The sequence below is a fragment of the Chryseobacterium carnipullorum genome (assembly GCF_900142785.1).
GTDB lineage: Bacteria > Bacteroidota > Bacteroidia > Flavobacteriales > Weeksellaceae > Chryseobacterium > Chryseobacterium carnipullorum.
This window is the reverse complement of record NZ_FRCD01000018.1, coordinates 32,463-57,677: the sequence shown is the minus strand read 5'-3', so window position 1 is coordinate 57,677 and position 25,215 is coordinate 32,463. Positions and strand designations below refer to the sequence as shown.

Genomic DNA, 25,215 nt, shown 5'->3' with positions numbered 1-25,215 from the left:
ACATCTATTTTTTTAATGCTAAAATATATTTGTCGATGTAGAGTTGTTTTTCTTTTGTTTTATACTGCTGGATATATCTTGGATGCTCAAGAACGGTCATCTTTTCAAATAGCTGAGCTTCTTTATTAAGCGCTGAAATAAATTCTGAATTCTTTTTCCCGAGAACAAAGACCTCGGAAGTATCTACTCCCAGACTGATATGCTTCTTCAGCGACTCGATCATGAAGTCTTTTACTGCTTCAAAGAGTTTTTTATCATCATAATAATTTGCGTTGAGCCAGCCTGTTTTTGTTTTTCTTACGATAGCCAGCGGAAAGGGCGAATTGATATAAATATCCTGATAAAATTCTTCTGCTCCTCCGTACTCAGACATCATATCATACATGAAAACTGATGAAACTTCATGGGTTCGCGCCGACTGCATTGTAATGCCACAAACAGCATCAAGCCTTTTGGTATCGGTAAAGGGAACGCCTGTCACTCCTGCTCCATGCCGGCTGGGATTGATTCCGATGATGAATTTCCTCCGGTTCAGATCATTATAATATTTGTGATAAAATTCCTGCATGACTATCATGGTTTCCGGATTATCAAGATATGGATTCAAGGCCTGAAAGCCGTCAGGAAGATCTCCTGAAAACTGTAAATTTTTATTGAAGGCTATGACTTTGTCGGCAAATGTTTTATTCATCTTCCCCATCTTCGTCCTCATCTGATAATGCCAGTTCAATATCAATAAACTGGATATACAATCCACAGATTTCACCTTTTGAATCGTATGCGAAATAGACAGGATAGCCTCCATCTCCGAAACCGCTTGCAAACATTGGAATATGATAGTCTGTACCGGGAACTTTCCAGTTGATCCAGTCTCCCAGCTCTCTCTGGTTTTGTGGGTATTCTTTAAAACTTTGTGCAAAATGCTCTGCAAAATAATCATCGTACATATTATCTACCTTCAGATTGGTACGGAATGTATCAAAATAAGACAGCACTTCTGCATCGGTAATAGAACCCAGTCCGGCATCTACCATGAATCCGAAATAGTCGCCTTCATTTAAATCTTCAAGATTTTCTATTCCAATCAGTGCTTCTCTATACAGGACAGGTTTTTCGTGAGTGAATTCTACTTTTACTGCAGCATAGCGGTTCCCCCATTCTTCCGATTTCACCACCGCAATTTTTACAGGAAAATCCCCTTTAGGAGCTTGCAGGAAATACGGTTTTTCTCCGGCATTCAAAAATACCAAAGGGTCTCTTACAATGAGTTTTCCGGAAGGCAGGGATACATTTCCGATCTCCATTACCTCCATTTTCTGCTCCAGAATTTCATCTGAAGTAAAATAGGTCTCCAAATCTACGGGACAGGTAAGAATGTCTTTTACCTCATCCCATTTTTGCATCCAGCTTTCATTCATTGTTTTATTTTTATGATTTGATTTTAAAGTTTAAAAATACCTGTTTATTTATTCATTGTCAAATTCATCTTCCTCTTTCAACCCTTTGATGAACGTTTCAAAGTCTTTGGCAAGAAATGTTTTCTTATAATCATCTTCCTGATCGATATGCACCACTTCCGGTTCTCCATCTTTACCACAATTGGAATAATCCAGTAAAACCATATCGTGACCCGCTGAAGGACAATCGCAGATATAAATACCGATTGGCGGATATCCCCATTCCTCAATCATAAACTGACTTCCGAGTTCTCCACAAATGGAATAGGTTTTCTCTCTTCCGATTCCCATAATCCCCGTAATGGCTATGTGATCATCTGCCCATGAGGTCTCTTCTGAAGTAGGAAAGCAGGATTTGTCAACCAATCCGCCATTTTGCAACCTCATCAGTTCAATATAAGACGCGGGAAGCTTATACCCTAGTTCTTCTTCTATTGAAGCAATAAGATCATCCTCCGGAAAAGGTTCTATATAATCTCTTACGGAATAAGTGCTTTCATTCCAGAAATCCGTAAAGTCAAAGTCTTTGAAAAATTGTAGTTCCATATTTTGTTTTAAATAAATGTGATTGTGTTGTAAAAGTAATTATCATTTTTAATAAAAACCCTTACTAAACCAAGATTTTTCATGCAGCAGATCCTTGTCAAGGTTTTGAACCTTGACAAGGATAATTAAAAAAATCCCTTTCGGTAAAAACCAAAAGGGATTATCAATTTATATTTTATTTTGCATTAAATCAATCCAAACTGTTCAAAGTGGTGGGTAAAATGCTTTTTATGCATCAGCTCCCACATTTCTTTATTCAGTTTTCCGAAGACATAATTCATATGCTCTGCCTGTGGATTTTCTTTGTAATAGACTGAAAATCTTTTTAAATTATCCAGGAAAGACTGTTTTGCAGCTTCAAGATTTTTATGTTTTAATTCCAGCAGAGTTTCATCTTCCGCAAGGAAAGGTGCCGGAAAATCTTTTGGCATTTTTCTGTGATTGTAAAGGGAGTCCTGCCATTTTTCCAATTGCTCTTCAGGCGTGAAACATTTATCCGCTTCCGGTTCGCCTAAACTTACCAAAACTCCGTGTTCCAGATGTTCAATCATTTGTTGAGGCGACATTTTACCCCAGTTTAATGATGTCGTTTCTGTTAAACCACCCAATATTTTCTGAACATTTTTCACATTCAGATCAATGAAAGGAGAATGCTTTGCCACCAATGTTAAGATGGTTGCTACGCAAACAACTTCCTCTCTCTGGTTAACTACTTCCACCAACCATTTTACAACGCCTGAAGGAATATTTCTTCCTTTTACGCCTCTGTTTATTTTTTCCTTTGCCGTTAAATAAACGGTGATGGTATCTCCTGCATAGACAGGTTTAAAGAATGAACAGTTTTCTAATCCGTAGTTGGCGATAACAGGTCCTTTTTTCCCTGAAACGAACAATCCTGCAGCTGCAGAAAGAATGAAATATCCGTGAGCTACCGTTTTATCGAAAATAGTTCCCGTTAAGCTTGTAGCATCGGTATGCGCATAGAAATGATCCCATGAAACATTGGAGAAGTTAACGATATCTGCATCAGTAACTGTTCTTCCAGCTGTTTCTAATGAATCTCCCACCTCAACCTCTTCAAAATATTTCTGGAACGGATGTTTATCCGAAAATTTCTTCTCTGCCCCCTGCTGATAAACTTTTGTAATGGCTGTCAAAACATCCGGAGAACCTTGAATCGCTGTCTTCTGAAGGAAAAAATGAAGACCGTTCAATCCACCCATTTCTTCACCTCCACCAGCTCTACCGGGACCACCGTGCATCAATGTAGGAAGTGGCGAACCGTGACCTGTACTTTCTTTGGCGTTATCTCTGTTCAGTACAAAAATTCTACCGTGCTGAGAAGCCATTTTCCATGAAGTTTCTGCGATAAATTTTTCGTCATGGGAAATAATAGATCCTACCAAACTTCCTTTTCCTCTTTTTGCCAGAGCTGCCGCTTCTTCTGCATCCTTGTAAGGCATTAAAGTGGAAACCGGTCCGAATGCTTCTACATCATGAGAGATGTTTTTCTCGAACGGTTTGTCGTTTAAGAATAATTTCGGGCTCATGAAAGCTCCGTTATCGTAATCTGCATCTATAAGTTCATGTTTTCCGTCGTAAACTAATTCTGTTTCTGTTTTTAAAATATTTACTTTTCTTACGACCTCATCATACTGCTGCTTTCCTACCAGTGATCCCATTCTGGTTTCCCTGCTCAATGGATTTCCAATTTTGGTTTGATCTAAAGCTTTAGATAAAGCATTCTGAACCTCTCCAATGAGGTGCTCAGGAACAATGATTCTTCTGATTGCTGTACATTTCTGACCTGCTTTAGTGGTCATTTCAGTACGAACTTCTTTGATGAAGAGATCAAATTCCGGAGTTCCGGGTTTTGCATCAAGACCCAAAATTGAACAGTTCAGTGAATCTGCTTCCATATTGAAACGTACTGCATTTCCAGCGATAGAAGGCATTGATTTCAGTTTTCTTCCTGTATTGGCAGAACCGGTAAATAACACAGAATCTCCATCCTGAACATAATCCAGAATATTTCCCGGCTCACCGCAAACCAATTGAAGAGCCCCTTCCGGAAGCACTCCGCTTTCGATCATATCCTGAAAAACAGCGTTTGTAAGATAAGAACCGTAAGGAGATGGTTTTACAATGGAAGGAACCCCCGCCAGCAATGATGTTGATAGTTTTTCAAGCATTCCCCAAACCGGAAAGTTATAGGCATTGATCTGTATAGAAACGCATTCACTTGGTGTCAGAATGTGAGTTCCCAGAAAAGTTCCGTTGGCAGAAATCTTCTGAGTTTCGCCATCTACCCAGAACGGAGTGTTTGGAAGCATTCTTTTCGCTAATCCGGAATAGGTAAAGAAAGTACCGAAACCTCCTTCTATATCTACCCATGAATCTGCGTGAGTAGCTCCGGTTTTATATGATAATTCGTAATATTTTTTCTTTCTTTCCAAAAGATAAAGAGCCACTTTTTTCAGCATCTCTCCTCTGTCATAGAACGTCATGGAAGAAAGGTTTTTGTAGCCTACTGTTCTTCCGTAGTCAAGAGCCTGCTCAAAATTAAGCCCTTCTGTATCTGAAACAGCGACCTGTTCTCCTGTAACGGCATTGTATAAAGGAACTCCGTTTCCGGTACCTTCTACCCATTCTCCGTAGATGTAATTTTTCAGTTTTTCCATATTATTTTTAACTTTTTACCTGACTTTTATTCTTTAACAATGAGTTGTACTATTTTTCTTCCTCCCATAAACAGCAAGAACAGAATAAGGGAAAAATCCAAAATCATGACTGCATCTACAAACAGAGTGTAGAGAAAGTCTTTCTGCTTTAATTTTCTGATCACTGTCTCTGATTCTACATGTTCAAGCGCATCAGAGATCCCTATTGATTCTTTAAGCAAATAGAATCCTGCATAATTGATTCCGATAAGAGCAATAAACAGGAACATCCAATATTTCTTCAGATGATCTATCATTTCTTTTTCTGAAGAAGATCCAAAGCTTCTTTCAATGTATATTTTTTGTATTCGATGCCTCCTGCATCTTTAGCATAATCTTCGATAGTCATGCCAAATCCGGAATTCTTTCTCAGTTCGTTGACATGGTCGGGATCTTTTATCGGCCATACAAACGACAGCGTTTCCGTTTTTCCTTCTTTTGTTGTAAAAATCGAACGGATCTGAGTCCCATAGATTTGCTCTTTGTTGTCGTACATCAGCTTCCTGTCCAACATCATGGCATACAGTCTGAATGGCAGTTCTTTTTCATCGGCTGCTTTTTTGATCAGAGGAAAGTATTTTTCGATTTTAGGAGAATGCTGGATTACATACCATACGGCATAATTCTCAGGCTCGCCCACCATAGATTTTCCTGGGTACCCATATTTTTCAATTATCTTCTCAACTTTAACAAGATTCTCCTGATCCTGATCGTCCATCTTTTTGATGAGTCCACTACCCACATCTTCCTTAGACAGGTTTTTCTCTTTTATGATCTCTGCCTTTCTTTCGGGCGTAATATTGGGCTGCATCAATTCCCGGTAGATCTGGTCGTCTTTATAGATCTGTGCTAGCTCTTTCTTAAGCTCAACATTGATATTTTTTTCATCAGGCTTCTGGCTGCTCATTAGAACAGAAAAGAAAATTGTAAAAAATAAATATCTCATCATTTACTTTTGGGGTTCTTTATAAGGGAACATTTTCACCAAACCTTCATACAAACTTCTATGAAGAATTGTTGCATGATTATCTCCTTCCATCATTTTATATTCTACCGTCCAGTTTTTTTTATTTGATTTTTTAAGAGTATCATAGAGATCTTCTGCATCTTTGACCATTACCGGATGCTCACCTTTTCCTACAGAAACATAAACGAATTTTTTGGTATCCGGGCTTTTTGAAAGTGCGTTCGGAGCCTGTTTTAACAAACTTTGATCATCCCACCACAAACTTGGGCTGATGATAAAATAATTACTGAACATTTCAGGCTTGTTTAAAAGAATTTCTGTGGCCAGAAGGCCTCCGAGTGACTGTCCGAAAAGGTATTTATCCGTTGTTTTATATTGATTTCCTATGTAAGGGAGCAACTCTTTTTGCAGAAAATCGATAAACTTAGCTGAATGACCTGTGGTAGGATAATCCTGCTGCAAATCTTTTAAATCTGTATGATAAGTAAAATCCCGTTTTCTATCAACATTGGCTATTCCAACAATGATGGTTTCCGGCATGGCATACATTTGATTAAAGAATTGTACCAGTCCTGAAACATGAATAAAGTCTTCATTCATTGATCCATCCAGAAGATAGATCACCGGATATGATTTTGTTTTATCAAAGCCTTGTGGAAGATAGATGTTTAAAGTTCTGTCTTCGTTTAAGATTCTGGACTTGAATGTTCTGATCTCTCCAATAGTCAACGGTTTTACTTTTTCATTCTGGGCTAAAACCATGAATTGAAAAGCAAACAGTATACTACAGGCAATGAGCATCTTTTTGATCATATTCGTTTTCATTGTATCATCAAACCTTATACGTTTTGATAAGGTTTAAAAGTTTATTTTAAATCCGCCCAGATGCTGTAATCCACAGTTTTGGTAGCGGTCTGTTCTACATATTCTGAGAACGGTTCACATGGCAGAATAGCCTCTTTTCCTTCTCTGGCAAGTTGTTGGTACAGCTTGGTTCCTTCTGTTTTCCATTTCATCATTTCATCGGAAACATCCCGAATAATTTTTGCAGGGCTCCCGACAATAAGCTTCCTAGGTCCACAGGTGAAATTAGCAGGAACAAAAGCCAATGCTCCAATGATGCATTCATCTCCGATAACCGCTTTATCCATCACTACTGAATTCATTCCTACAAGGCAATTTTTACCGATATGTCCTGAATGGATAATGGCTCCATGTCCTATATGGGCAGACTCTTCAAGAATCGTTTCAATATTCGGGAACACATGCAGGGTGCAGTTTTCCTGGACATTGGCTCCGTCTTTAATGATAATTTTTCCCCAGTCACCTCGGATCACGGCATTGGGTCCGATGTATACTTCTTCACCAATTTCCACGTTTCCGATGATCACTGCCTGCGGATGAATATAGGCAGAGGGTTTAATGATAGGACGTATACCGTGGTATGAATAGATGTTCATAAAATTTTTGTTAAAAATTTAATTTAACAATGTATCAATCTAACAGTTTACCAATTGAAATGCTTCAACAGACTCAACATGACAGGAATTGTTAGATTGATACATTTTTATATTATTACATTATTGAAAAAATTACACTTTTTCGATCACCATTGCATAGCCTTGTCCGACACCGATACAAAGGGTACACAATGCGTATTTTTTATCCTGCTTCTGAAGTTCCATAGCGGCAGAGCCAATGATTCTTGCTCCTGAAACTCCCAGTGGATGGCCAATAGCAATAGCTCCACCGTTTGGATTCACTCTAGAATCATCATCTTTTAGACCTAAGCTTCTGGTCACGGCTAAAGCCTGTGCTGCAAATGCTTCGTTCAATTCAATGATATCCATATCGTCCAGAGAAAGATGTAATCTTTTTAATAGTTTTTGGGTAGCTTCTACAGGCCCTATTCCCATAATTCTGGGTTCTACGCCAGCAACAGCAGATCCTAAGATTTTAGCTTTTGGTTTTAAACCATATTTTTTCACCGCTTCTCCGCTTGCCAGAATAAGAGCTGCTGCTCCGTCATTCATTCCTGAAGCATTTCCGGCAGTTACGGTGCCTTCTTTTCTGAAAGCGGGACGCAGCTTTCCTAAACCTTCCATGGAAGAGGTCGGTTTGATGAATTCGTCCTGAGCAAAAATTTTAGGCTCGCCTTTTTTCTGAGGAATTTCAACTTTTACAATTTCTTCCGCCAGTCTTCCGCTTTCCTGAGCTTTGGTAGCCTTCTGCTGAGACCAAAGAGCAAATTTATCCTGATCTTCTCTGCTGATATGGTGCATCTCTGCTAAATTTTCAGCGGTATCACCCATTCCGTCAACACCATACATTTCTTTCATTTTTGGATTGACAAAACGCCATCCGAAAGTGGTATCAAACATCTGGCTGTCTCTTCCGAAAGCAGCACCAGGTTTTGACATTACGTAAGGTGAACGCGTCATATGCTCTACTCCACCTGCTATATAAATTTCACCTTCGCCTGCAGCAATAGAACGGAAAGCATTGGCTACTGCCGACATTCCCGAAGCACAAAGCCTGTTTACCGTTTCTCCTCCTATTTTGTAAGGAAGTCCAGCCAATAGAAGAGCCATTCTCGCTACGTTACGGTTATCTTCTCCCGCCTGGTTGGCACATCCGAAAATAACGTCCTCAATTTCCTCAGCAGGAACTTCAGGATTCCTGGCCATAACTTCTTTGATAACCACGGCTGCGAGATCATCAGCTCTTACTTCTGATAATCCTCCCTGTAGTTTTGAGATTGGGGTTCTTACGTAGTCTATGATGTATACGTTGTTCATTTTTTATTAGATTTTTCGATTTCAGATTTCAGACTTCAGACATTTTTTAATCTAATATCTGGCATCTGATGTCTTTATCTTTTTATAGTTCTGTTACTTTTTTTCCAATTTTATAGACGGTTCCGACGAATTTTGCGATCAGCTCATTGTTTTGATTGGTGATCCTGATGTCGTAAACGGCTGTTTTTCTGGTATCATTGACCAGAATGCTTTCTGCTCTGAAAACATCACCTTCTTTTCCGGCTTTGGTAAAATTGATGATACAGTTCAGGGCTACGGCTGCATCTCCGGTATTGTTGGATGAGAATGCCAGTGCAGAATCTGCAAAAGCAAACGTAACCCCACCGTGAACCGTTTTCAACCCATTGATCATCTCTTTCCTGATGGGCATTTCTATTAAGCAATAGTTTTCTTTGACTTCGATCATTTTGATATTCATCCACTGGGAAAAATAATCCTGACCGAACATATAATCTGCAACTTGTCTCGGCGTCATAATTTTTTAATTAACAATGTAACAGTGTAAAAATGTACCAATTATGGTTACACTGTTATCCTGTTACATTTTTATATTTTTACATTTTTCTGAGTAAAGGGCTCTGTCTGTATCTTTCTTCCTGATATTCTTCGTAAAGGCTTTGTAGAGTTTCGGAGATTTTGGAATACCCGATTTCTTTTCCCCAGCTTAATAATCCTTTTGGATAATTGACTCCTTTCTGCATAGCCAGCTCAATGTCTTCCTCGTTAGCAACGCCTAATCTTTTGGCTTCTACAGCTTCATTGATCAGCATTGAAATAATTCTTAAAAAAATTTGCTGATACAATGCATCGTCTTTCTGAGCAACAGGCTTCTCTGCACCTTCAGAGTAATCATAGAAACCTTTTCCTGTTTTTCTGCCGTGAAGTTTGGCTTCAGCCATTCTTTGCTGAAGAAGGGACGGTTTGTATTTAGGATCGTAGAAATAATCTTTGTAAACGGTAGTGGTTACGGCAAAATTAACATCAACACCAATCAAATCCATTAATTCAAATGGTCCCATTTTGAAGTTTCCTATCGTTTTCATGGCTTCGTCAACCTGTTCCGGTGTTGCTATGTTTTCTTCAACAATCCTTAATCCTTCCCCATAGTAAGGGCGGGCAATTCTGTTGACGATAAATCCGGGAATATCTTTGGCAATCACTGGCGTTTTTCCCCAATCTTTCATAAGACTGTAGATTTTTTCAGGTAATGATTTTTCTGTTAATAAAGAAGGAATCACCTCAACCAAAGGCATCAGTGGCGCCGGATTGAAAAAGTGAATTCCAATGAAACGCTCCGGTTTCTTTAGCTCTGCACCCAGAGAGGTGATAGAAATGGATGAAGTATTGGAACCAATGATACAGTCTTCGGAAACATAGGTTTCAAGTTCTGTAAATACTTTGGTCTTTATGTCTTTGTTTTCAATGATGGCTTCGATCACGAGATCGGAATCTTTAAGATCCTGTAAAGCTTCACCTTTAACGATGTTGTTTCTGATTTCTGTGGCTTTTTCCTGAGAAATTTTAGCTTTATCCACTAATTTCTGAAGGGTTTTCTCTAAGCCTGATAATGCTTTATCAATCTGCGGAGTATTTGCATCGAATAATACGACTTTGCATCCCGCTGTTGCAGCTACCTGAGCAATTCCTACGCCCATGGTTCCTGCCCCAATAATTCCGATATTGTTCATGTTCTGTATTATGTAAAATGTACAATGTAAAAAGTATAACAATGACAACGTACCTTGTACATTGTAATTTTTACATTGTACAAAATCTTTTATTTTCCTTTATACTCAGGTTTTCTTTTCTGTAAAAAGGCATTTACCCCTTCGATGAAATCTTCTGTTTCGGCAGCTTCCTGTTGTAGGTCGCCTTCCAGTTCAAGTTGCTCTTTTAATGTGTTGTTATAAGATTGAGCAAAGGCTTTTTTAGTTAATTTAATAGCAGCCGTCGGCATATTTGACATTTTCTCAAGGATCTCCATAGATTTCGGAGCAAATTCTTCCTCGGTAAACACTTCAGCTACCAAACCGTAAGATTTAGATTCTTCAGCGGATAATCTTTTTCCTGTAAATGCTAAATAATTGGCTAATTGTCTTCCTAATAATTTTGGCAGGAAATAAGTTCCTCCCGTATCAGGAATCAATCCTATATTGGAGAATGCCTGAGCAAAATAGGATTTATCAACTGCCAGAACAAAATCACAGATCAATGCCAACATTGCACCGGCACCTACTGCCGGGCCATTAACCAATGCCACAACCGGTTTTCTGCATTTTGTAATTTCGGTAACCAGAGGATTGTAATAGTCTACTACAATTTTTCTGATGATATCATTATCATGGTGTTCGTTACCCTGTACGAAAGCATCATCCAGATTCTGACCGGAACAAAAAGCTCTTCCTCTTCCAGAAATTGCTACGCATCGTACTGTTTCATCGTTACTACATTCTTTGATAAAATCTCGTAAGTCTGATAAAGAAGGCTTTGTAAGCGCATTCATAGTTTCCGGCTGATTGAGGTAGGCAATTTTCAGTTTGCCATCAAAATGCGTTTCAATATCGAGTTGTGTATACATGGTTTTAAATTTAAAATTAAATGATTAAGAAATTAAAAAATTACACTGCTCTAATTTAACAATATAAAATAATGTGGCAATCGCTGTAATGTAACAATCTAACAGATTAACGATGCAGCAAATAATTTAACAATCTATCAATGTACAGTGTAACAATTATTTTGGCATTGGTAAACGGGTACATTGATTCATTGATATATTAATTTAGTGGCATTTAAAATAATCAAACGGTTCCAGACAGTCCAGGCATTGGTAAGAAGCCTTACACAATGTAGACCCGAATCTGCTGATCTGTTTTGAATTTATGGAGCCACAACGCGGACATTTTTTCGGTTTTCCGATGTGATGTTCGTCTGCTCCTTTTTCGGGAGGTGAAATTCCGTACACACGAAGTTTTTCTCTCGCTTCATCCGTCAGCCAATCTGTTGTCCAGATCGGAAACATTTTGGTGACCACTTTCGCATCCCAACCGTTCTCTTTCATGATTTTCATGATGTCTTCCTCAATGGTAAACATAGCGGGACAGGCAGAATAAGTCGGCGTAATTGTTATTTCACAAGAATTCTCGCTTGTAACTTTAGCTTCTCTTACAATACCTAATTCCACGATATTGATTACCGGAATTTCGGGATCGGGAACTAATTCTAATATTTCTAAAGGATTTTTCATTTTTAAAATGTACCAATTTATCAATCTAACAGTCTAGCAATTAATTGTTAAACTGCTAGATTGTTACATTTAGAATTACCACGTACATCCCGGATATGCTCTTTGCATGTACTGAAGCTCGCAAAGAATAAATCCGAAATATTCTGTATGGTAACCCGTTCTGGATTTTGGCTGCATGAAAGGATTTGCCGGATATTCTAAACCGAAGTCCTGAAAATCCTTTTGTGTAATAGAAAGGAAATCTTCATACAACGCATCAACATTTGGAGCGATATTTAAAGCAATTAAATCATCTTCTCCTTCCACTTTTGCAAATAATCCTTTTGAATATTCCCAGATATTATCAAGGGCTTTCACCAAACGCTCACGGCTTTCTTCTGTTCCCTGAGCGAAGATTTTCATCCATGAAGAAGCATGTGTATAGTGGTATCTTACTTCTTTTAAAGATTTCTGTGCCAGTGCAGAAAGTTCTTCATCTGCAGAATTTGACAATGCTTCGTACATCAATTTCTGATACACGGAGAATACATATACTTTAAGAATTGTCTGCGCATAATCTTCATTCGGCAGTTCCACCCAATGTGCGTTGACATATTCGTGCTCGTATCTTAAAAAGGCTAAGTCATCTTCACTTTTACCGTTATCAGCCACTCTTGATGCATACACATAAAAGTTATTGGCCTGACCAAGTTCATCCAATGCGATGTTTGTTAATGCAATATCTTCTTCCAGATAAGGCCCTTCACCACACCATGCAGACAATCTTTGCCCCATGATGAAGCTGTCATCAGCAAACTTTAATAAATAATTATATAATGAATTCATTGTTTTATTTTTTTGTAAAACGTAAAATGTCGGTTGTACTTTGTACTTTTTACAGCCTACCTTTTACAGAAAATTACATGTTTTTTACATCATTAGGAATATCGTAGAATGTCGGGTGACGGTATAATTTGTCATCTGCCGGATCAAAGAATGCTTCCTTGTCTACTCCTTCTGAAGTCACAATATATTTACTTGGAACTACCCAAACGGAAGTTCCTTCTTTTCTTCTTGTGTAAACGTCTCTTGCGTTTTGCAAAGCCATTTCCGCTGTCGGAGCCTGTACTATTCCTGCGTGTTTGTGAGATAATCCCGGTTTAGTCTGAATAAACACTTCCCACATATCTAAATTTGCCATAATCAAATTGTAATTTAGCAATGTATCAGTGTAACAGTTTACCAATTAAAGATTCTTCGCTTTGCTCAGAATGATCAACGAATTGTTACATTTTTACATTGGTATATTGTTATATTGAAATTTTTTCCTGTTTCTCTGCAAAAGCGATCGCTGCTTCTTTTACCCAAAGGTTTTCCTGCTGTGCTTTTACTTTGGTCTGTAATCTCTTCTTATTACAAGGTCCGTTTCCTTTTAAGATCTCCATGAATTCATCCCACGGAAGTTCTCCGAAATCGTAATGCTGTCTTTCTTCATTCCACTTCAGATCTTTATCCGGAACGGTTAATCCTAAAAATTCAGCCTGAGAAACGGTAACGTCGATAAATCTCTGACGAAGGCTGTCGTTACTTTCTCTTTTTACTCTATAATTCATAGAGATTTTAGAGTTGGGTGAACTGTCGTCATTCGGGCCAAACATCATTAAAGCCGGCCACCAGAAACGATTTAACGAAGCCTGAGCCATTTCTTTCTGTTGTTTTGTACCACGACAAAGTGCCATTAGAATTTCGTAGCCCTGTCTTTGGTGGAAAGATTCTTCTTTACAGATTTTCACCATCGCTCTTGAATAAGGACCATAAGAATTCCCCATCAGCATCACCTGATTCATAATGGCTGCCCCATCAACCAACCAACCGATGGCACCGATATCGGCCCAACTTAGTGTTGGATAGTTGAAAATACTTGAGTATTTGGCTTTACCTTCAAGCATATCTTCATAAGTAGCATCTCTATCCGCTCTGATGGTTCCGTTTCCTAACGTTTCAGTTGCAGAATAAAGGTATAAACCATGACCTGCTTCATCCTGAACTTTAGCTAAAAGAGCCATTTTTCTTCTCAATGAAGGCGCTCTTGAAATCCAGTTGGCTTCCGGCAACATTCCTACAATTTCAGAATGGGCGTGCTGTGAAATCTGGCGAACCAATAGTTTTCTGTAATCATCGGGCATTACATCTTTTGGTTCTACTTTATTTTCGTCGTGTACGTATTGTACAAATTTTTCTAAATCCATAATTTTTCCAATTTAACAATGTATCAGTCTAACAATGTACCAATGATTGTTACACTGGTAAATTGATATATTGTTACATTAATTTAATTATACGTCATAATTAAGCATCACCACATTTGTTGTCGGGTGACATTGACAAGTCAGAACATAACCTCTGGCTACTTCGTCTTCGGTAAGCGCGAAATTTTTCTCCATGAAAACTTCTCCTTCCAAAACCTGCGCTTTACACGTACAACAAACTCCTCCTTTGCAAGCAAAAGGTACCGGAAGATTGTCTTTCAATGCTTTATCTAAGATACTCTCTTTTTTAGAATTAAGGTGGAACGAATATTCATCATCATCAATGATCACGGTGACCATACTTTCCAAATTGGCAATGGCCTTGAATTCATCACTCATTTCTTCAGAATTCTCGTCGTCAGGAGCAGTGAAATATTCAAATAGAACCTGAATAGCAGGTACTTTTTTATCCTTCTTTAAATAATCAGAAATTCCTTTAATCATTTCTGCAGGACCACAGATGAAATAAGTGGATTCTTTTACATCAATATCTGTATATCTTTCAAATAGCTGCTCTAGCTTCTCAGCAGAAATTCTTCCTTCAAATACAGGATCTTCATGCTTTTCACGGCTTACCAGATAAATTACTTTCAGTCTTCCGTTGAAGTGCTCCACCAATTGATCAATCTCAGCTCTTTTCATGACATGATTCATGCTTCTGTTACTGTAGAAAAGATAAGCGCAGCTGTTGGGTTCCTGATAAAGACTTTCCTTAATGTTGGATAGAACCGGGCTGATCCCGCTTCCTGCTGCTAAACCTACATAGGTTTTCACATTGGTAGGGTGATAAGAAGTATTAAAACCACCCATTGGAGGCATTACTTCCAGCAACTCATCCATATGCAGGTGTTCATTGAAATATCCTGAAACTTTTCCGCCTTCCAGAAGCTTTACCAAAACTTCAAGAGTGTTGCTCTTTTCGCTTGGAGCGTTGCAGATAGAATAAGAACGTCTTTCTTCATTCCCGTTGATCATCATACGGAAATTAAGATACTGCCCCTGTTTGAATCTGAATTTATCCTTCAGTTCCTCAGGAATTTCTACTGCTACGTTTACCGCCTCAGGAGTATCTTTCTGAACTCTTACCGTTTTAAGTTTATAAAATGAATTCATTATTTTTTAAGTATTCTATTAATTTTTCCGCCTTCGCACTTCGGCAGGCTGTCCTGAGTATGAATTTTCACTTTCGTGGTAATCCCTACTCTCTTTTTTATTTCGTTTTCTATGTTTTTTTCAAAGTTGCCAACAAAATTAAAATAATCATCGGTATCTGTATCTATTTTTTGATCTTTTACCAATTCATCATCAATTTCTACATCAATATCCAGGGCTACACACATCTGTTCTTTTTCAATAGGGGTAAGATAGTAGTTGGGAACGACTCCTTTTACGTGAGAAAATGCTTCTTCAATCTGGCTTGGATAGACATTAACTCCTCTTACAATCAACATATCATCTGCTCTTCCTTTGATGGGTCTCATCTTCACCATGCTTCGCTTGGCATCCTCATCATAATAAAGACTTGTAATATCATTCGTCCAATATCTTAAAAGCGGCATTGCCTTTTTCGTTAAAGTTGTGATCACTAACACCCCTTCTTCCCCAAAAGGAACGGGCTGCTTTGTAATGGGATCTAAAATTTCAGGATAAAAATGGTCTTCCCAAATATAAGATCCTCCTTTTTCTTCAAAATCCTCCATGGATACTCCGGGACCGATGATCTCACTTAATCCATAAATATTTGTAGCATGAAGTCCCAGTTTTTCTTCTATGTGACTTCTGATAATTTCGGTCCAAGGCTCGGAACCTAAAACAGCATATTTCAAACTGATCTCTTCCGCAGTGATTCCTCTTTTTGCAAATTCATCAGCGATGGTCAATGCATAAGATGGTGAACAACAAATCACTTCAGGCTTAAAATCAATAATCAGGTCTACCTGTCTTGCGGTCATTCCTCCTGAAATCGGAAGAACGCTCATTCCCAATTTCTCCGCACCATAATGAAGTCCTAATCCACCAGTGAAAATCCCGTATCCGTAAGCATTGTGCAGCTGCATTCCCGGTCTTGCTCCCGCTGCATATAATGATCTGGCAACTACTTCACTGAAAAGGTCAACATCTTCTTTGGTGTAGCCTACCACTGTAGGCTTTCCCGTTGTTCCGCTTGAGCAGTGAATTCTCTGAAGTTCATTCTTCGGAACAGCAAACAATCCAAACGGATAATTGTCCCTTAAATCCTGTTTGTAAGTAATGGGAAGTTTCGTAATATCATCAATCGACCTTATATCGTGTGGAGATATTCCTGATTCATTAAATTTCCCTTTATAAAATTCTGATCTCTCTCCCAGATAGCCGACCAAATCTGTCAACCGGTCAGACTGAAGCAGCCTCAACTGGTCGAGTTTTAAATATTCAACTGAAAAATCCATATCCTTACTAACTAACATTTGTTAGGTGTAAATTTAAAAAGAATTTCAATCCTGACAAAATATTTATGACTTTTGTCATATTTTGAATGATTCTAAATAACTGAATAACGAATCAATCAGTTATTTCGCCAGTGAATGGGACCAAATATGTAGGTTATTTAAGAGACTTCTTTACTTGAAATATTAAGATTTTTTAGGAGTAAAGAATAATTAAGGAAATATCAAAGCCATTGTCATTCATACTTACAAGAAAGCAACTATCCTGTCTTTCCTGAATATCCTTGGCAAGGTTTTAAACCTTGCCAAGGATAAAAAATACGTTTTTCATCACTAAAGCTTTCAGCTTAAAATTAAACTGAAATATTTAAAAACTTTTGTTCTTTCTGTGGTAAAAATTATTGTTTCTGATTTCCTAATAAACCGTAAAGAAGCTTTGCTCTTATCTCATCGGTAATTTCGGTGGTAGATTCTGTATTTCTTTTGAACCAGAAATAGGAATTATTAAGGGTATGAAGAATGAATCTTGTGGTAAATGTTGGTGACTGAAGTTCCCAGTTCTGGGCTTTGTAGATTTCAGAAATGAGTTGCTCTACTTCATCCTGATAATTTTTTCTTAGTTCTATAAATTCAGGAAGCCTTTCTTCAAGGTGTCTCCATTCATTAGAATAAATATGGGTAACATCCCTGTTTTGAAGAACCACGGATAAGTGTTTATCCAGAAATAAATTCAATTTATCCTTTGGAGGCAGATCTGTATTTTTCACTTCCTGAAGTTCGTCAAAAAATTCGCGGGCAATTCCAAAACAGATCCATTCCAGGATTTCTTCCTTAGAACGGATGTGAGCATACAGTGATGCAGCTTTGATATTAAGCTTTGTGGCCAGATCTCGTACTGAGCTGCCCATATATCCTTTCTCTTTGAAAAGCTCTACTGCTACGTCTAAAATTTTCCTTTGTTTTTCTTTAAGCTCCATCTGGTAAAATGCAAAAGTAATTATTCTGAGGTTAATAAGTCAATTTAACCTGATGATTTTAAACACGGAAGCGGGAGTTTTGTCTGAGCACCCCCGTCAAATCTTCGATTTGCCACCCCTCAGGCGGAGGGGAATTTCCGGTTAAGTTGATATAAAGAAGTCTGGAAACACCTTAATTCCTACTTCTTTCAATCCTGGATTTTTTCTTACACTGACGGTTTTTCCATTATTTGAAGGTAAATATCAAGGAATCGGAAATTTTGTCAAGTTAATATAACGTTAAAAATAGATATTTCGGAAATTTTGTCCATTTTTTTTGTAAATTTAATAATTGAACAGTTTTTGCGGTAATACCATCGATTAAATGATTAAATAATGATGGCATTAAGAAACTGGGCCTTACAATTTAGTTTCTTGATGTCTTTTTAAAAAGCAAACCAAAAACAAAGTATTACAAAAAACATAAAAAATATGAACTTAAACCAATATACTGTAAAATCACAAGAAGCCATTCAGGCAGCTCAGCAGACTGCTATGGAATTTGGTAATCAGAGTATCGAGCCACAACATATACTTGAAGGTATTTTTCAGGTAGATGAAAATATTTCGCCTTTCTTATTAAAAAAATCTGAAGCAGATGCCAATTTGGTAAGAGAGCGCAACCGCGAAAATATTGAGAAACTTCCAAAAGTAGAGGGAGGCAATATTTATCTTTCACAATCAGCGAACAAAGTTTTGCTGGACGCCCCGAATATTGCTAAAAAAATGGGCGATGAATATGTAACGATTGAGCATTTATGGCTTTCATTACTGGAGACCAGTTCGGAGGCATCCAAGATGCTTAAAGACATGGGCGTTACTAAAAGTCTTTTGGAAGGAGCAATTAAAGAATTAAGAAAAGGAAGCAAAGCTACTTCTGCGAGTTCAGAAGAGACTTATCAATCCCTGAATAAATATGCTAAAAATTTCAATGAATTAGCAGCAGAGGGAAAACTGGATCCTGTCATCGGGCGAGATGAGGAAATAAGAAGGGTGCTTCAGATTCTTTCGAGAAGAACTAAAAACAATCCCATCCTTATCGGAGAACCCGGTGTAGGTAAAACAGCGATTGCGGAGGGAATTGCCCACAGAATTATTTCGGGAGATATTCCGGAAAATCTGATGGACAAAACATTATACTCATTAGATATGGGGGCTTTAATTGCCGGAGCAAAATACAAAGGTGAATTTGAGGAGCGTCTGAAATCTGTGGTGAATGAAGTCATCAAATCGGAGGGACAAATTATCCTTTTCATTGATGAGATTCATACTCTGGTAGGAGCCGGAGGTGGCGAGGGAGCCATGGATGCTGCGAATATTCTTAAACCGGCTTTAGCAAGAGGTGAATTAAGAGCGATTGGTGCCACTACTTTAAATGAATACCAAAAGTATTTCGAAAAAGACAAGGCATTGGAAAGACGTTTCCAGAAAGTCATGGTGGAAGAACCGGATACGGAATCTGCGATTTCGATTCTTCGCGGTATCAAAGATAAATATGAAGCTCACCACAAGGTACGAATCAAAGATGAGGCGATCATTGCTGCAGTGGAAATGTCTCAGAGATATATTTCAGACCGTTTTTTACCGGATAAAGCGATTGACCTTATTGATGAAGCTTCTGCCAAACTGAGAATGGAGATCAATTCAAAACCTGAGGAGCTTGATGTTCTGGACAGAAGGCTGATGCAGCTGGAAATTGAATTGGCCGCCATTTCGAGAGAAGGCAACCAGACCAAGATTGATCATTTGAAAGAAGATATTTCAAAAATTTCTGAGGAAAGAAATGAGATCAATGCTAAATGGCTGAAGGAAAAACAAAAATCTGAGGATTTAACGCAGATCAAAAAAGATATTGAATCTTTGAAACTGGAAGCAGAAAAAGCATCAAGAGCAGGAGATTATGCGAAAGTAGCAGAAATTCAGTACGGAAAAATAAAGGAAAAAGAAGATGCTTTGCAAAAACTTGAACTGGAGATGCAAAACCATCAGAATGAATTGATTAAGGAGGAAGTTACTTCTGAGAATATTTCTGAAGTGATTGCGAAATGGACGGGCATTCCCGTGACGAAGCTTATTCAGTCTGAAAGAGAAAAATTATTGAATCTTGAGGGTGAACTTCACCATCGTGTGGTAGGACAGGATGAAGCTATCGGAGCGGTGGCAGATGCCATCAGGAGAAACAGAGCTGGATTGAGTGATGATAAAAAACCTATCGGATCTTTCTTATTCTTAGGAACAACGGGTGTAGGTAAAACTGAGCTGGCTAAAGCTTTGGCAGAATACCTATTCGATGATGAGAATAATATGACAAGAATCGATATGAGTGAGTATCAGGAGAGACACAGTGTTTCGAGATTGGTAGGAGCTCCTCCGGGATATGTGGGATATGATGAAGGCGGACAACTGACGGAAGCGGTACGTAGAAGACCTTATTCTGTAGTGCTTCTGGATGAAATTGAGAAAGCGCATCCGGATGTTTTCAACACTTTATTACAAGTTTTAGATGACGGACGTCTGACTGATAATAAAGGGCGTGTGGTGAATTTTAAGAATTCAATCATTATAATGACTTCGAATTTAGGTTCACACCTGATCCAGGAGAATTTTGAACATATTACAGAGGAAAATCAAGACGAAATCGTCAGCAAAACCAAGGATGAAGTTTTTGATCTTCTGAAACAGACCTTACGTCCTGAATTCCTGAACAGAATTGATGAGGTAGTCCTGTTCCAACCTCTGAACAAAAAAGAAATCGGAAAAATTGTTCAGTACCAGTTGAGAGGGTATAATGATATGTTAGGCAAACGCAATATTATCATGACCGCCACTCAGGATGCTGTGGATTATCTGATGAATAAAGGATATGACCCTTCTTTTGGAGCAAGACCTCTGAAAAGAGTGATCCAACAGGAAGTTTTAAATAAATTGTCAAGAGAGCTTCTTGCAGGAACCGTTAATGAAGGAGACCGAATCACTTTAGATTATTTCGAAGAGACCGGTTTGGTATTCAGACCGACTGATCAATAAGGAGTTTTTTTCATCTATATTATTTTTGTAAGTAAGTGGTGCAGCCCAATCTGCATCACTTATTTTTTTATTGCAAATCTTATCAATAACTGGTGATATATTTGTATATTTATAGCACCAAACAAATTAATAACTAAAACAAAATCAGTATGAAAAAGCTAAAAAGAAGCTCACTAAAAACCATTTTGGGAGGAAAAATTGACTGCCGATGCAATATATTAATTTACCCTGATGGCTCTACCAGCGGAACTTGTGCAACAGAACAATGTTCACAAATCAACATCAATTGCGGACAACTTGAATGTCGTCCTGGACTTATTGATTAACCCTTAAAATCATCATATGAAAAAGTTAAAAAGAAATGATTTAAAGAAAATCAACGGTGGCATTAATCCACTTTCAGAAATTGACTGCTCGGTTGATATGACCTGCCCTACCGGCCTTTGCTGTTCGACAGGATACATCTGCAGGGACTGGAGAAGATACCCTTGTATTTAAAATAACTGACCGGAGATTTTTTCTCTGGTTTTTTTTGCTCTTTAATCCTATTTTTAATTTTCCGGCTAAACTCAAAAGAAAATAACCTGCCTATTAAAATATCAATGAAATTATTAAAATATTTCTGTAAAATAAATATTTTAATGAATAATTTAAACATATACAAAATATCATATTCGCAGCAAAATACACCTAAAAGAAGAATAAAAATCAAATAATACATATTTTTCATACATTTGTGATACATTTAAACCACAAAACAATAATTTTATGAAAAAAGCAGTATTAGGAGTATTGATTACTCTTTTTGTATCATGTAACAACGAATCCGAAAATCTCGGCTCCGAAAACACAACTCCGGATCAGCCTGCCATGGCAGATAAAACAGCAGCTATTTGCGGCTCAGATCTGGTACGACAAAAATTTCTTTCAGAAAACCCTGATGCAGCACAGCGCATGTTTCAGATCGAAAACAACACCGCAGATTATATTGAGCAAAAGAAAGTGGGCAAAGTACTGCCTGACGGCAGCGTGGAAATCCCGGTTATTTTCAATGTCCTATACACCAATTCAACGAATAATGTATCTGATGCAAGAATCAACTCGCAGATTGATGTTCTGAACAAAGCTTTTGCTTCAACCCATGCTAATGTTTCCAATATTCCTGCTGCATTCCAGCCTGTGAATGCCGGAGATACAAAGATCAAATTCAGACTGGCTCAGATCAACAGAAAATCTACGACTACCTCCAACTGGGCTCCTAATGATAATATGAAAAAGACCTCAACAGGAGGAATCAATGCTACTGACCCTTCTAAATACCTGAACATCTGGGTAGTAAACTATATGCCATACCAAACCGGATACGTACTTGGATATGCTACTTTCCCTGAATCTGCAGGCCTTTGGAATGACGGAGTTGTGATGATGGACGAATATGTAGGTGAAGGCGGGCCAGTTGCTACACACAATAAAGGAAGAGTAACGGTACACGAAGTAGGACACTACCTTAACCTTAGACATATCTGGGGTGATGCTAACTGTGGAAATGACCTTGTAGACGATACTCCACAACAGATCACCAACCACAGAGGCGTACCTTCTTATCCTAAAATGGAAACATGCGGAGGCGTATCCCGTTCCACTATGTTCATGAACTACATGGATTATTCTGATGAAACTACCTTATTCATGTTCACAAAAAAACAAAACGACAGAATGCAGGCTGCCATTTCAGCTAACGGTCCAAGAGCCGGATTAAGAATATTGTAAATCTAATTACAGTCCATACATAAGGTCTCCAAATAATTTGGGGACCTTATTGTTTTATAGTGTAATTTACAATCCGTAAAAACCCTGAAAAATAAACAGGAAAAAACACATCGGTATAACATAAAATTTTCACGAAATTTGCGCTACTAACTAATATTCTTTTATAAAACTAACGTTATGAAACCAAAATCTACTTCAGAAGCGGGAAGCCTTGAATCCGCTTCAAGTACAAACACCATTGCTTCAGAGCTTGTTAAGAAGTTGATCTCTAATTACAGAAACAACCAGATGCAGGCGGTAAATAAGGAAATGGGGATTACTGATTCGCATGCGATATGGTTTGACCTTCCAAAACTTAAAAAATTCATTTCATGTATAGAAAATGAAGCAGCAAAAGTAAATCCTACTATTTCTGAAGAGGATTTAGGCATCAGATTTTATTATGCTGCCTATCCAAAAGCGGACGACTGGGCAATAATGGAGGGGCATCCAGTAGAAAAAGAATATGCGGAAAGACATACCCTGGTGATGATTCCTACCTTGAAAAAAGAAGATGAAACGGGAGCTATTCTTGACTATGATTTCTGTCCTTCAAATTCGGATTCAACACTGGCTATGGCTGAAAGAAAAGGTCCAGCATTACCTACCGATACAATTGCTGAAAACCACGGAACGTTATCTCCACCACACGACACAAAAATTGAACAATTCCCTTAATTCGTAATTTTTTTATTTTACAACCCATATGACTGATTTTCAGAAGATACTTCAGGAGTCTCTGATCTGGATAGAAGGACTCGCTGCTATCATATCGATCATTTACTATAAACGTGGTAATAATGATGGGTATTGGAAGTATTTCTCTTTTTATCTTATTCTTATGTTCCTATGTGAAGTAATGGGAAAATGGGGACATCAACTCATAGCATATGATAAACCAAAATTTTTTAATTATTTCGTAATCCCAATTGAGTTTCTTTTCTTTTACTGGTTATATGCTGCAAAGTCCCTAGGAAAGCCGAAACTTTTCTATACTTTGTCAGGCTTATATTTATTATCATTTTTACCAAGTGAAGTATTTTTTACTACAAAAAAAATAATCTTTTCTTTCAATTATACATTTGGATGTCTTATGCTGATGGTGCTTGTGATTATGGAATATTACAAACAGATTAATTCTGCTGAGATTTTAAACTTCAGTAAGAATAAAATGTTTTACATTAATTTAGGTGTCACGCTATTTTATATAGGGACACTTCCTTTTTGGACATTTTTTAGTTTGCTGGCCAAGTATAAGGAACTATGGGATATGTATTTTAATTATTTTCTGATATCCGGAATTACAATGTATCTTTTATTTTCAATTTCATTCATATGGGGAAAACGGAGCTCATAATAACCATCATTCTATTCAATATCTTCTTTGTTCTGTTTGTAGCTGCCGTAATGGTTTACATACGAAAGTACAAACAGAGGAAGAGAGAGTATATGAATGAAATTGAAGTAAAAAACGAAATCCACAAAAGGGAACTTCTGGCTACCCAACTGGAAATTCAACAGGCCACGATGCAGCAGATCGGGCGTGAACTCCATGACAATATTGGCCAGAAACTGACTTTGGTAAGCCTTTACACCCAGCAGCTTCTCTACGAAAATAGAGTCCCTGAAGTAAGTGAAAGAATCGATCAGGTATCCCAAATTATCAATCAGTCATTGCAGGATCTGAGAAGTCTCTCCAAAACACTGACAGACGACAATATAACCCAAAAGGAAATTGTAACTTTGATTCAGGAGGAAGTAGATAACACCAATACTTTTAAAAGATGTAAGGTTACTTTTGAGCATAATTTTAATCAGCTTGACCTGGGATTTGCCCATAAAAATGTACTGCTAAGAATTACGCAGGAATTTATTCAGAACAGCATTAAACATGCTCATTGCAAAAATATTTTTATCAACCTGAGTACTTCTGAAGAGGTATTATGGGAACTTCATCTGAGGGATGACGGCATCGGATTCGACAATAGCAAAATAAAATCTAGCGGCATCGGCCTGACGAATATGAAAAACAGAGCGGCTATTATAGGAGCCGATTTTACTTTTGAAAGCCGGGAAAACACCGGAACCAGCCTTCATATTATATTAAAAAAACAGCCATGAAAAAAACAATAGTAATCGTTGACGACCATGTTCTTATCGCTAAAGCACTAGAAGGAATCATTGATAATTTTAATGAATTTGAAGTGATTTATGTATGTGAAAACGGCAAAGACCTGATTGATAAGTTTAACAATAACGAAAAAATCCCGGATATCATTTTACTGGATATCAGTATGCCTATCATGGACGGTTTTGAAACGGCTGCATGGCTTACCCAAAACCATCCAAACATTCAGGTAATGGCTCTGAGCATGCAGGGTGACGACAACAGTGTTATCAAAATGATTAAAAACGGTGCAAAAGGATATCTGTTAAAAAATACCCATCCGAAAGATCTTGAAACAGCATTAATAAAATTAAATTCAGACGGATTCTTTTATCCTGAATGGGCTTCAAAAATAATATTCTCCAATCTGAACAAGGACAAGGAAATAGAAAGTGCTGTAAGAATTTCGGATCGTGAAAGAGAATTTCTGAAATATACTGTCACTGAGCTGAGCTATAAAGAAATTGCAGACAGGATGTGCTGCAGTCCGAGAACCGTAGAAAGCTACCGGGACCAATTGTGTGATAAATTAGATCTCAAAACACGCGTAGGACTGGCTGTTTTCGCCATTAAGAACGGTTTTGCAGGATAATCATTCTTAAAGAAATTAAACTTAAAAATATAAATCAATTCAGTATTTTTGTTTAATAATTTTCAATTAATACAAATTAAAAAGTAAAATAATTAAACACACGTTAGTGATATGATTAAAATTCAACTAAAACA

Annotated in this window: 26 protein-coding genes; 7 read left to right on the top strand and 19 right to left on the bottom strand. The window is 37.7% G+C overall.

The features are described from left to right. Window positions 1-4 precede the first annotated feature (4 nt). The 19 genes from BUC06_RS18770 to BUC06_RS18680 all read right to left on the bottom strand — a co-directional run bounded on the left by BUC06_RS18770 (window position 5) and on the right by BUC06_RS18680 (window position 17,447). Window positions 5-691, bottom strand: coding sequence for an SMUG2 DNA glycosylase family protein (locus BUC06_RS18770; protein WP_073335532.1), 687 nt, complete (start codon window positions 689-691; stop codon window positions 5-7). Beyond that, window positions 684-1,418, bottom strand: coding sequence for a DUF4241 domain-containing protein (locus BUC06_RS18765; protein WP_073335531.1), 735 nt, complete (start codon window positions 1,416-1,418; stop codon window positions 684-686). Before BUC06_RS18765 ends, BUC06_RS18770 begins: the two co-directional genes overlap by 8 nt. 48 nt (window positions 1,419-1,466) lie before the next feature. Beyond that, window positions 1,467-2,003 carry an SMI1/KNR4 family protein gene (locus BUC06_RS18760; protein WP_073335530.1) on the bottom strand — a complete coding sequence of 179 codons (537 nt, stop codon included), beginning with the start codon at window positions 2,001-2,003 and terminating at the stop codon, window positions 1,467-1,469. A 185-nt stretch (window positions 2,004-2,188) separates the two neighbouring features. Then, on the bottom strand, window positions 2,189-4,684 hold the full coding sequence (gene paaZ, locus BUC06_RS18755; RefSeq protein WP_073335529.1) for a phenylacetic acid degradation bifunctional protein PaaZ: 2,496 nt from the start codon (window positions 4,682-4,684) through the stop codon (window positions 2,189-2,191). Window positions 4,685-4,710: 26 nt separating this feature from the next. Continuing rightward, window positions 4,711-4,980 (bottom strand): hypothetical protein, encoded by a 270-nt coding sequence (locus BUC06_RS18750; RefSeq protein WP_073335528.1) that lies wholly within the window; start codon window positions 4,978-4,980, stop codon window positions 4,711-4,713. Next, entirely contained in the window at window positions 4,977-5,669 is a 693-nt protein-coding gene (locus BUC06_RS18745) for a DUF6624 domain-containing protein (protein WP_228423831.1), read from the bottom strand. The genes BUC06_RS18750 and BUC06_RS18745 overlap by 4 nt, the downstream gene beginning before the upstream one ends. A gap of 3 nt (window positions 5,670-5,672) precedes the next feature. Beyond that, window positions 5,673-6,515 carry an alpha/beta hydrolase gene (locus tag BUC06_RS18740; protein WP_228423829.1) on the bottom strand — a complete coding sequence of 281 codons (843 nt, stop codon included), beginning with the start codon at window positions 6,513-6,515 and terminating at the stop codon, window positions 5,673-5,675. Between the two features lie 41 nt (window positions 6,516-6,556). Next, entirely contained in the window at window positions 6,557-7,150 is a 594-nt protein-coding gene (locus BUC06_RS18735; RefSeq protein ID WP_073335526.1) for an acyltransferase, read from the bottom strand. A gap of 132 nt (window positions 7,151-7,282) precedes the next feature. Continuing rightward, window positions 7,283-8,488: a 3-oxoadipyl-CoA thiolase gene (gene pcaF, locus BUC06_RS18730; protein WP_073335525.1), complete on the bottom strand. Its 1,206-nt coding sequence runs from the start codon at window positions 8,486-8,488 to the stop codon at window positions 7,283-7,285. Window positions 8,489-8,570: 82 nt separating this feature from the next. After that, window positions 8,571-8,984, bottom strand: coding sequence for a PaaI family thioesterase (locus BUC06_RS18725; protein ID WP_073335524.1), 414 nt, complete (start codon window positions 8,982-8,984; stop codon window positions 8,571-8,573). 79 nt (window positions 8,985-9,063) lie between these two features. After that, window positions 9,064-10,197, bottom strand: a complete 1,134-nt coding sequence (locus tag BUC06_RS18720) for a 3-hydroxyacyl-CoA dehydrogenase NAD-binding domain-containing protein (protein ID WP_073335523.1) — start codon at window positions 10,195-10,197, stop codon at window positions 9,064-9,066. Between the two features lie 89 nt (window positions 10,198-10,286). Beyond that, window positions 10,287-11,087, bottom strand: a complete 801-nt coding sequence (locus BUC06_RS18715) for an enoyl-CoA hydratase/isomerase family protein (protein WP_073335522.1) — start codon at window positions 11,085-11,087, stop codon at window positions 10,287-10,289. 204 nt (window positions 11,088-11,291) lie between these two features. Then, entirely contained in the window at window positions 11,292-11,756 is a 465-nt protein-coding gene (paaD, locus tag BUC06_RS18710; protein ID WP_073335521.1) for a 1,2-phenylacetyl-CoA epoxidase subunit PaaD, read from the bottom strand. Window positions 11,757-11,831: 75 nt separating this feature from the next. Next, window positions 11,832-12,581: a 1,2-phenylacetyl-CoA epoxidase subunit PaaC gene (paaC, locus tag BUC06_RS18705; protein ID WP_073335520.1), complete on the bottom strand. Its 750-nt coding sequence runs from the start codon at window positions 12,579-12,581 to the stop codon at window positions 11,832-11,834. Between the two features lie 73 nt (window positions 12,582-12,654). Further along, entirely contained in the window at window positions 12,655-12,936 is a 282-nt protein-coding gene (gene paaB, locus BUC06_RS18700) for a 1,2-phenylacetyl-CoA epoxidase subunit PaaB (protein ID WP_034725794.1), read from the bottom strand. Window positions 12,937-13,045: 109 nt separating this feature from the next. Beyond that, window positions 13,046-13,984: a 1,2-phenylacetyl-CoA epoxidase subunit PaaA gene (gene paaA / locus BUC06_RS18695; protein ID WP_073335519.1), complete on the bottom strand. Its 939-nt coding sequence runs from the start codon at window positions 13,982-13,984 to the stop codon at window positions 13,046-13,048. Window positions 13,985-14,071: 87 nt separating this feature from the next. Continuing rightward, complete coding sequence (locus BUC06_RS18690) at window positions 14,072-15,157, bottom strand: 2Fe-2S iron-sulfur cluster-binding protein (protein ID WP_073335518.1); 1,086 nt, start codon at window positions 15,155-15,157, stop codon at window positions 14,072-14,074. Next, entirely contained in the window at window positions 15,157-16,473 is a 1,317-nt protein-coding gene (locus tag BUC06_RS18685; protein WP_073335517.1) for a phenylacetate--CoA ligase family protein, read from the bottom strand. The genes BUC06_RS18690 and BUC06_RS18685 overlap by 1 nt, the downstream gene beginning before the upstream one ends. Before the next feature lie 395 nt (window positions 16,474-16,868). Then, a complete protein-coding gene (locus BUC06_RS18680) occupies window positions 16,869-17,447 on the bottom strand; it encodes a TetR/AcrR family transcriptional regulator (RefSeq protein WP_073335516.1) in 579 nt (192 codons plus the stop codon). A gap of 471 nt (window positions 17,448-17,918) precedes the next feature. On the opposite strand from BUC06_RS18680, the gene clpB reads away from it, so the two are divergent. The 7 genes from clpB (at window position 17,919) to BUC06_RS18645 (ending at window position 25,081) form a co-directional block, all read left to right on the top strand. Then, the gene (gene clpB, locus BUC06_RS18675; RefSeq protein WP_073335515.1) at window positions 17,919-20,513 is read left to right on the top strand and encodes an ATP-dependent chaperone ClpB; all 2,595 of its coding nucleotides are present in this window, start codon (window positions 17,919-17,921) and stop codon (window positions 20,511-20,513) included. Between the two features lie 149 nt (window positions 20,514-20,662). Beyond that, on the top strand, window positions 20,663-20,839 hold the full coding sequence (locus BUC06_RS23905; protein ID WP_164466313.1) for a hypothetical protein: 177 nt from the start codon (window positions 20,663-20,665) through the stop codon (window positions 20,837-20,839). A gap of 16 nt (window positions 20,840-20,855) precedes the next feature. Continuing rightward, a complete protein-coding gene (locus BUC06_RS23900; RefSeq protein WP_164466315.1) occupies window positions 20,856-21,011 on the top strand; it encodes a hypothetical protein in 156 nt (51 codons plus the stop codon). A gap of 270 nt (window positions 21,012-21,281) precedes the next feature. After that, window positions 21,282-22,283: a zinc metalloprotease gene (locus tag BUC06_RS18665; RefSeq protein ID WP_073335513.1), complete on the top strand. Its 1,002-nt coding sequence runs from the start codon at window positions 21,282-21,284 to the stop codon at window positions 22,281-22,283. A gap of 177 nt (window positions 22,284-22,460) precedes the next feature. After that, on the top strand, window positions 22,461-23,000 hold the full coding sequence (locus BUC06_RS18660) for a hypothetical protein (RefSeq protein WP_073335512.1): 540 nt from the start codon (window positions 22,461-22,463) through the stop codon (window positions 22,998-23,000). Between the two features lie 657 nt (window positions 23,001-23,657). Next, window positions 23,658-24,443, top strand: coding sequence for a sensor histidine kinase (locus BUC06_RS18650; RefSeq protein ID WP_073335510.1), 786 nt, complete (start codon window positions 23,658-23,660; stop codon window positions 24,441-24,443). Then, entirely contained in the window at window positions 24,440-25,081 is a 642-nt protein-coding gene (locus BUC06_RS18645; protein WP_073335509.1) for a response regulator transcription factor, read from the top strand. The genes BUC06_RS18650 and BUC06_RS18645 overlap by 4 nt, the downstream gene beginning before the upstream one ends. The last annotated feature ends 134 nt before the right edge of the window (window positions 25,082-25,215 follow it).

What these genes read in the sequence shown, in the direction of transcription:
- BUC06_RS18665 (WP_073335513.1), top strand. Translation starts at nt 21,282, where the DNA reads ATGAAAAAAGCAGTATTAGGAGTATTGATTACTCTTTTTGTATCATGT.
- BUC06_RS18660 (WP_073335512.1), top strand. Translation starts at nt 22,461, where the DNA reads ATGAAACCAAAATCTACTTCAGAAGCGGGAAGCCTTGAATCCGCTTCA.
- BUC06_RS18740 (WP_228423829.1), bottom strand. Translation starts at nt 6,515, where the DNA reads ATGAAAACGAATATGATCAAAAAGATGCTCATTGCCTGTAGTATACTG.
- BUC06_RS18690 (WP_073335518.1), bottom strand. Translation starts at nt 15,157, where the DNA reads ATGAATTCATTTTATAAACTTAAAACGGTAAGAGTTCAGAAAGATACT.
- paaC (WP_073335520.1), bottom strand. Translation starts at nt 12,581, where the DNA reads ATGAATTCATTATATAATTATTTATTAAAGTTTGCTGATGACAGCTTC.
- pcaF (WP_073335525.1), bottom strand. Translation starts at nt 8,488, where the DNA reads ATGAACAACGTATACATCATAGACTACGTAAGAACCCCAATCTCAAAA.
- BUC06_RS18770 (WP_073335532.1), bottom strand. Translation starts at nt 691, where the DNA reads ATGAATAAAACATTTGCCGACAAAGTCATAGCCTTCAATAAAAATTTA.
- BUC06_RS18760 (WP_073335530.1), bottom strand. Translation starts at nt 2,003, where the DNA reads ATGGAACTACAATTTTTCAAAGACTTTGACTTTACGGATTTCTGGAAT.
- BUC06_RS18765 (WP_073335531.1), bottom strand. Translation starts at nt 1,418, where the DNA reads ATGAATGAAAGCTGGATGCAAAAATGGGATGAGGTAAAAGACATTCTT.
- BUC06_RS18715 (WP_073335522.1), bottom strand. Translation starts at nt 11,087, where the DNA reads ATGTATACACAACTCGATATTGAAACGCATTTTGATGGCAAACTGAAA.
- BUC06_RS18745 (WP_228423831.1), bottom strand. Translation starts at nt 5,669, where the DNA reads ATGAGATATTTATTTTTTACAATTTTCTTTTCTGTTCTAATGAGCAGC.
- BUC06_RS18685 (WP_073335517.1), bottom strand. Translation starts at nt 16,473, where the DNA reads ATGGATTTTTCAGTTGAATATTTAAAACTCGACCAGTTGAGGCTGCTT.
- BUC06_RS23900 (WP_164466315.1), top strand. Translation starts at nt 20,856, where the DNA reads ATGAAAAAGTTAAAAAGAAATGATTTAAAGAAAATCAACGGTGGCATT.
- paaB (WP_034725794.1), bottom strand. Translation starts at nt 12,936, where the DNA reads ATGGCAAATTTAGATATGTGGGAAGTGTTTATTCAGACTAAACCGGGA.
- BUC06_RS18735 (WP_073335526.1), bottom strand. Translation starts at nt 7,150, where the DNA reads ATGAACATCTATTCATACCACGGTATACGTCCTATCATTAAACCCTCT.
- BUC06_RS18725 (WP_073335524.1), bottom strand. Translation starts at nt 8,984, where the DNA reads ATGACGCCGAGACAAGTTGCAGATTATATGTTCGGTCAGGATTATTTT.
- clpB (WP_073335515.1), top strand. Translation starts at nt 17,919, where the DNA reads ATGAACTTAAACCAATATACTGTAAAATCACAAGAAGCCATTCAGGCA.
- BUC06_RS18645 (WP_073335509.1), top strand. Translation starts at nt 24,440, where the DNA reads ATGAAAAAAACAATAGTAATCGTTGACGACCATGTTCTTATCGCTAAA.
- BUC06_RS18650 (WP_073335510.1), top strand. Translation starts at nt 23,658, where the DNA reads ATGGGGAAAACGGAGCTCATAATAACCATCATTCTATTCAATATCTTC.
- BUC06_RS18750 (WP_073335528.1), bottom strand. Translation starts at nt 4,980, where the DNA reads ATGATAGATCATCTGAAGAAATATTGGATGTTCCTGTTTATTGCTCTT.
- BUC06_RS23905 (WP_164466313.1), top strand. Translation starts at nt 20,663, where the DNA reads ATGAAAAAGCTAAAAAGAAGCTCACTAAAAACCATTTTGGGAGGAAAA.
- BUC06_RS18720 (WP_073335523.1), bottom strand. Translation starts at nt 10,197, where the DNA reads ATGAACAATATCGGAATTATTGGGGCAGGAACCATGGGCGTAGGAATT.
- BUC06_RS18680 (WP_073335516.1), bottom strand. Translation starts at nt 17,447, where the DNA reads ATGGAGCTTAAAGAAAAACAAAGGAAAATTTTAGACGTAGCAGTAGAG.
- paaA (WP_073335519.1), bottom strand. Translation starts at nt 13,984, where the DNA reads ATGGATTTAGAAAAATTTGTACAATACGTACACGACGAAAATAAAGTA.
- paaZ (WP_073335529.1), bottom strand. Translation starts at nt 4,684, where the DNA reads ATGGAAAAACTGAAAAATTACATCTACGGAGAATGGGTAGAAGGTACC.
- paaD (WP_073335521.1), bottom strand. Translation starts at nt 11,756, where the DNA reads ATGAAAAATCCTTTAGAAATATTAGAATTAGTTCCCGATCCCGAAATT.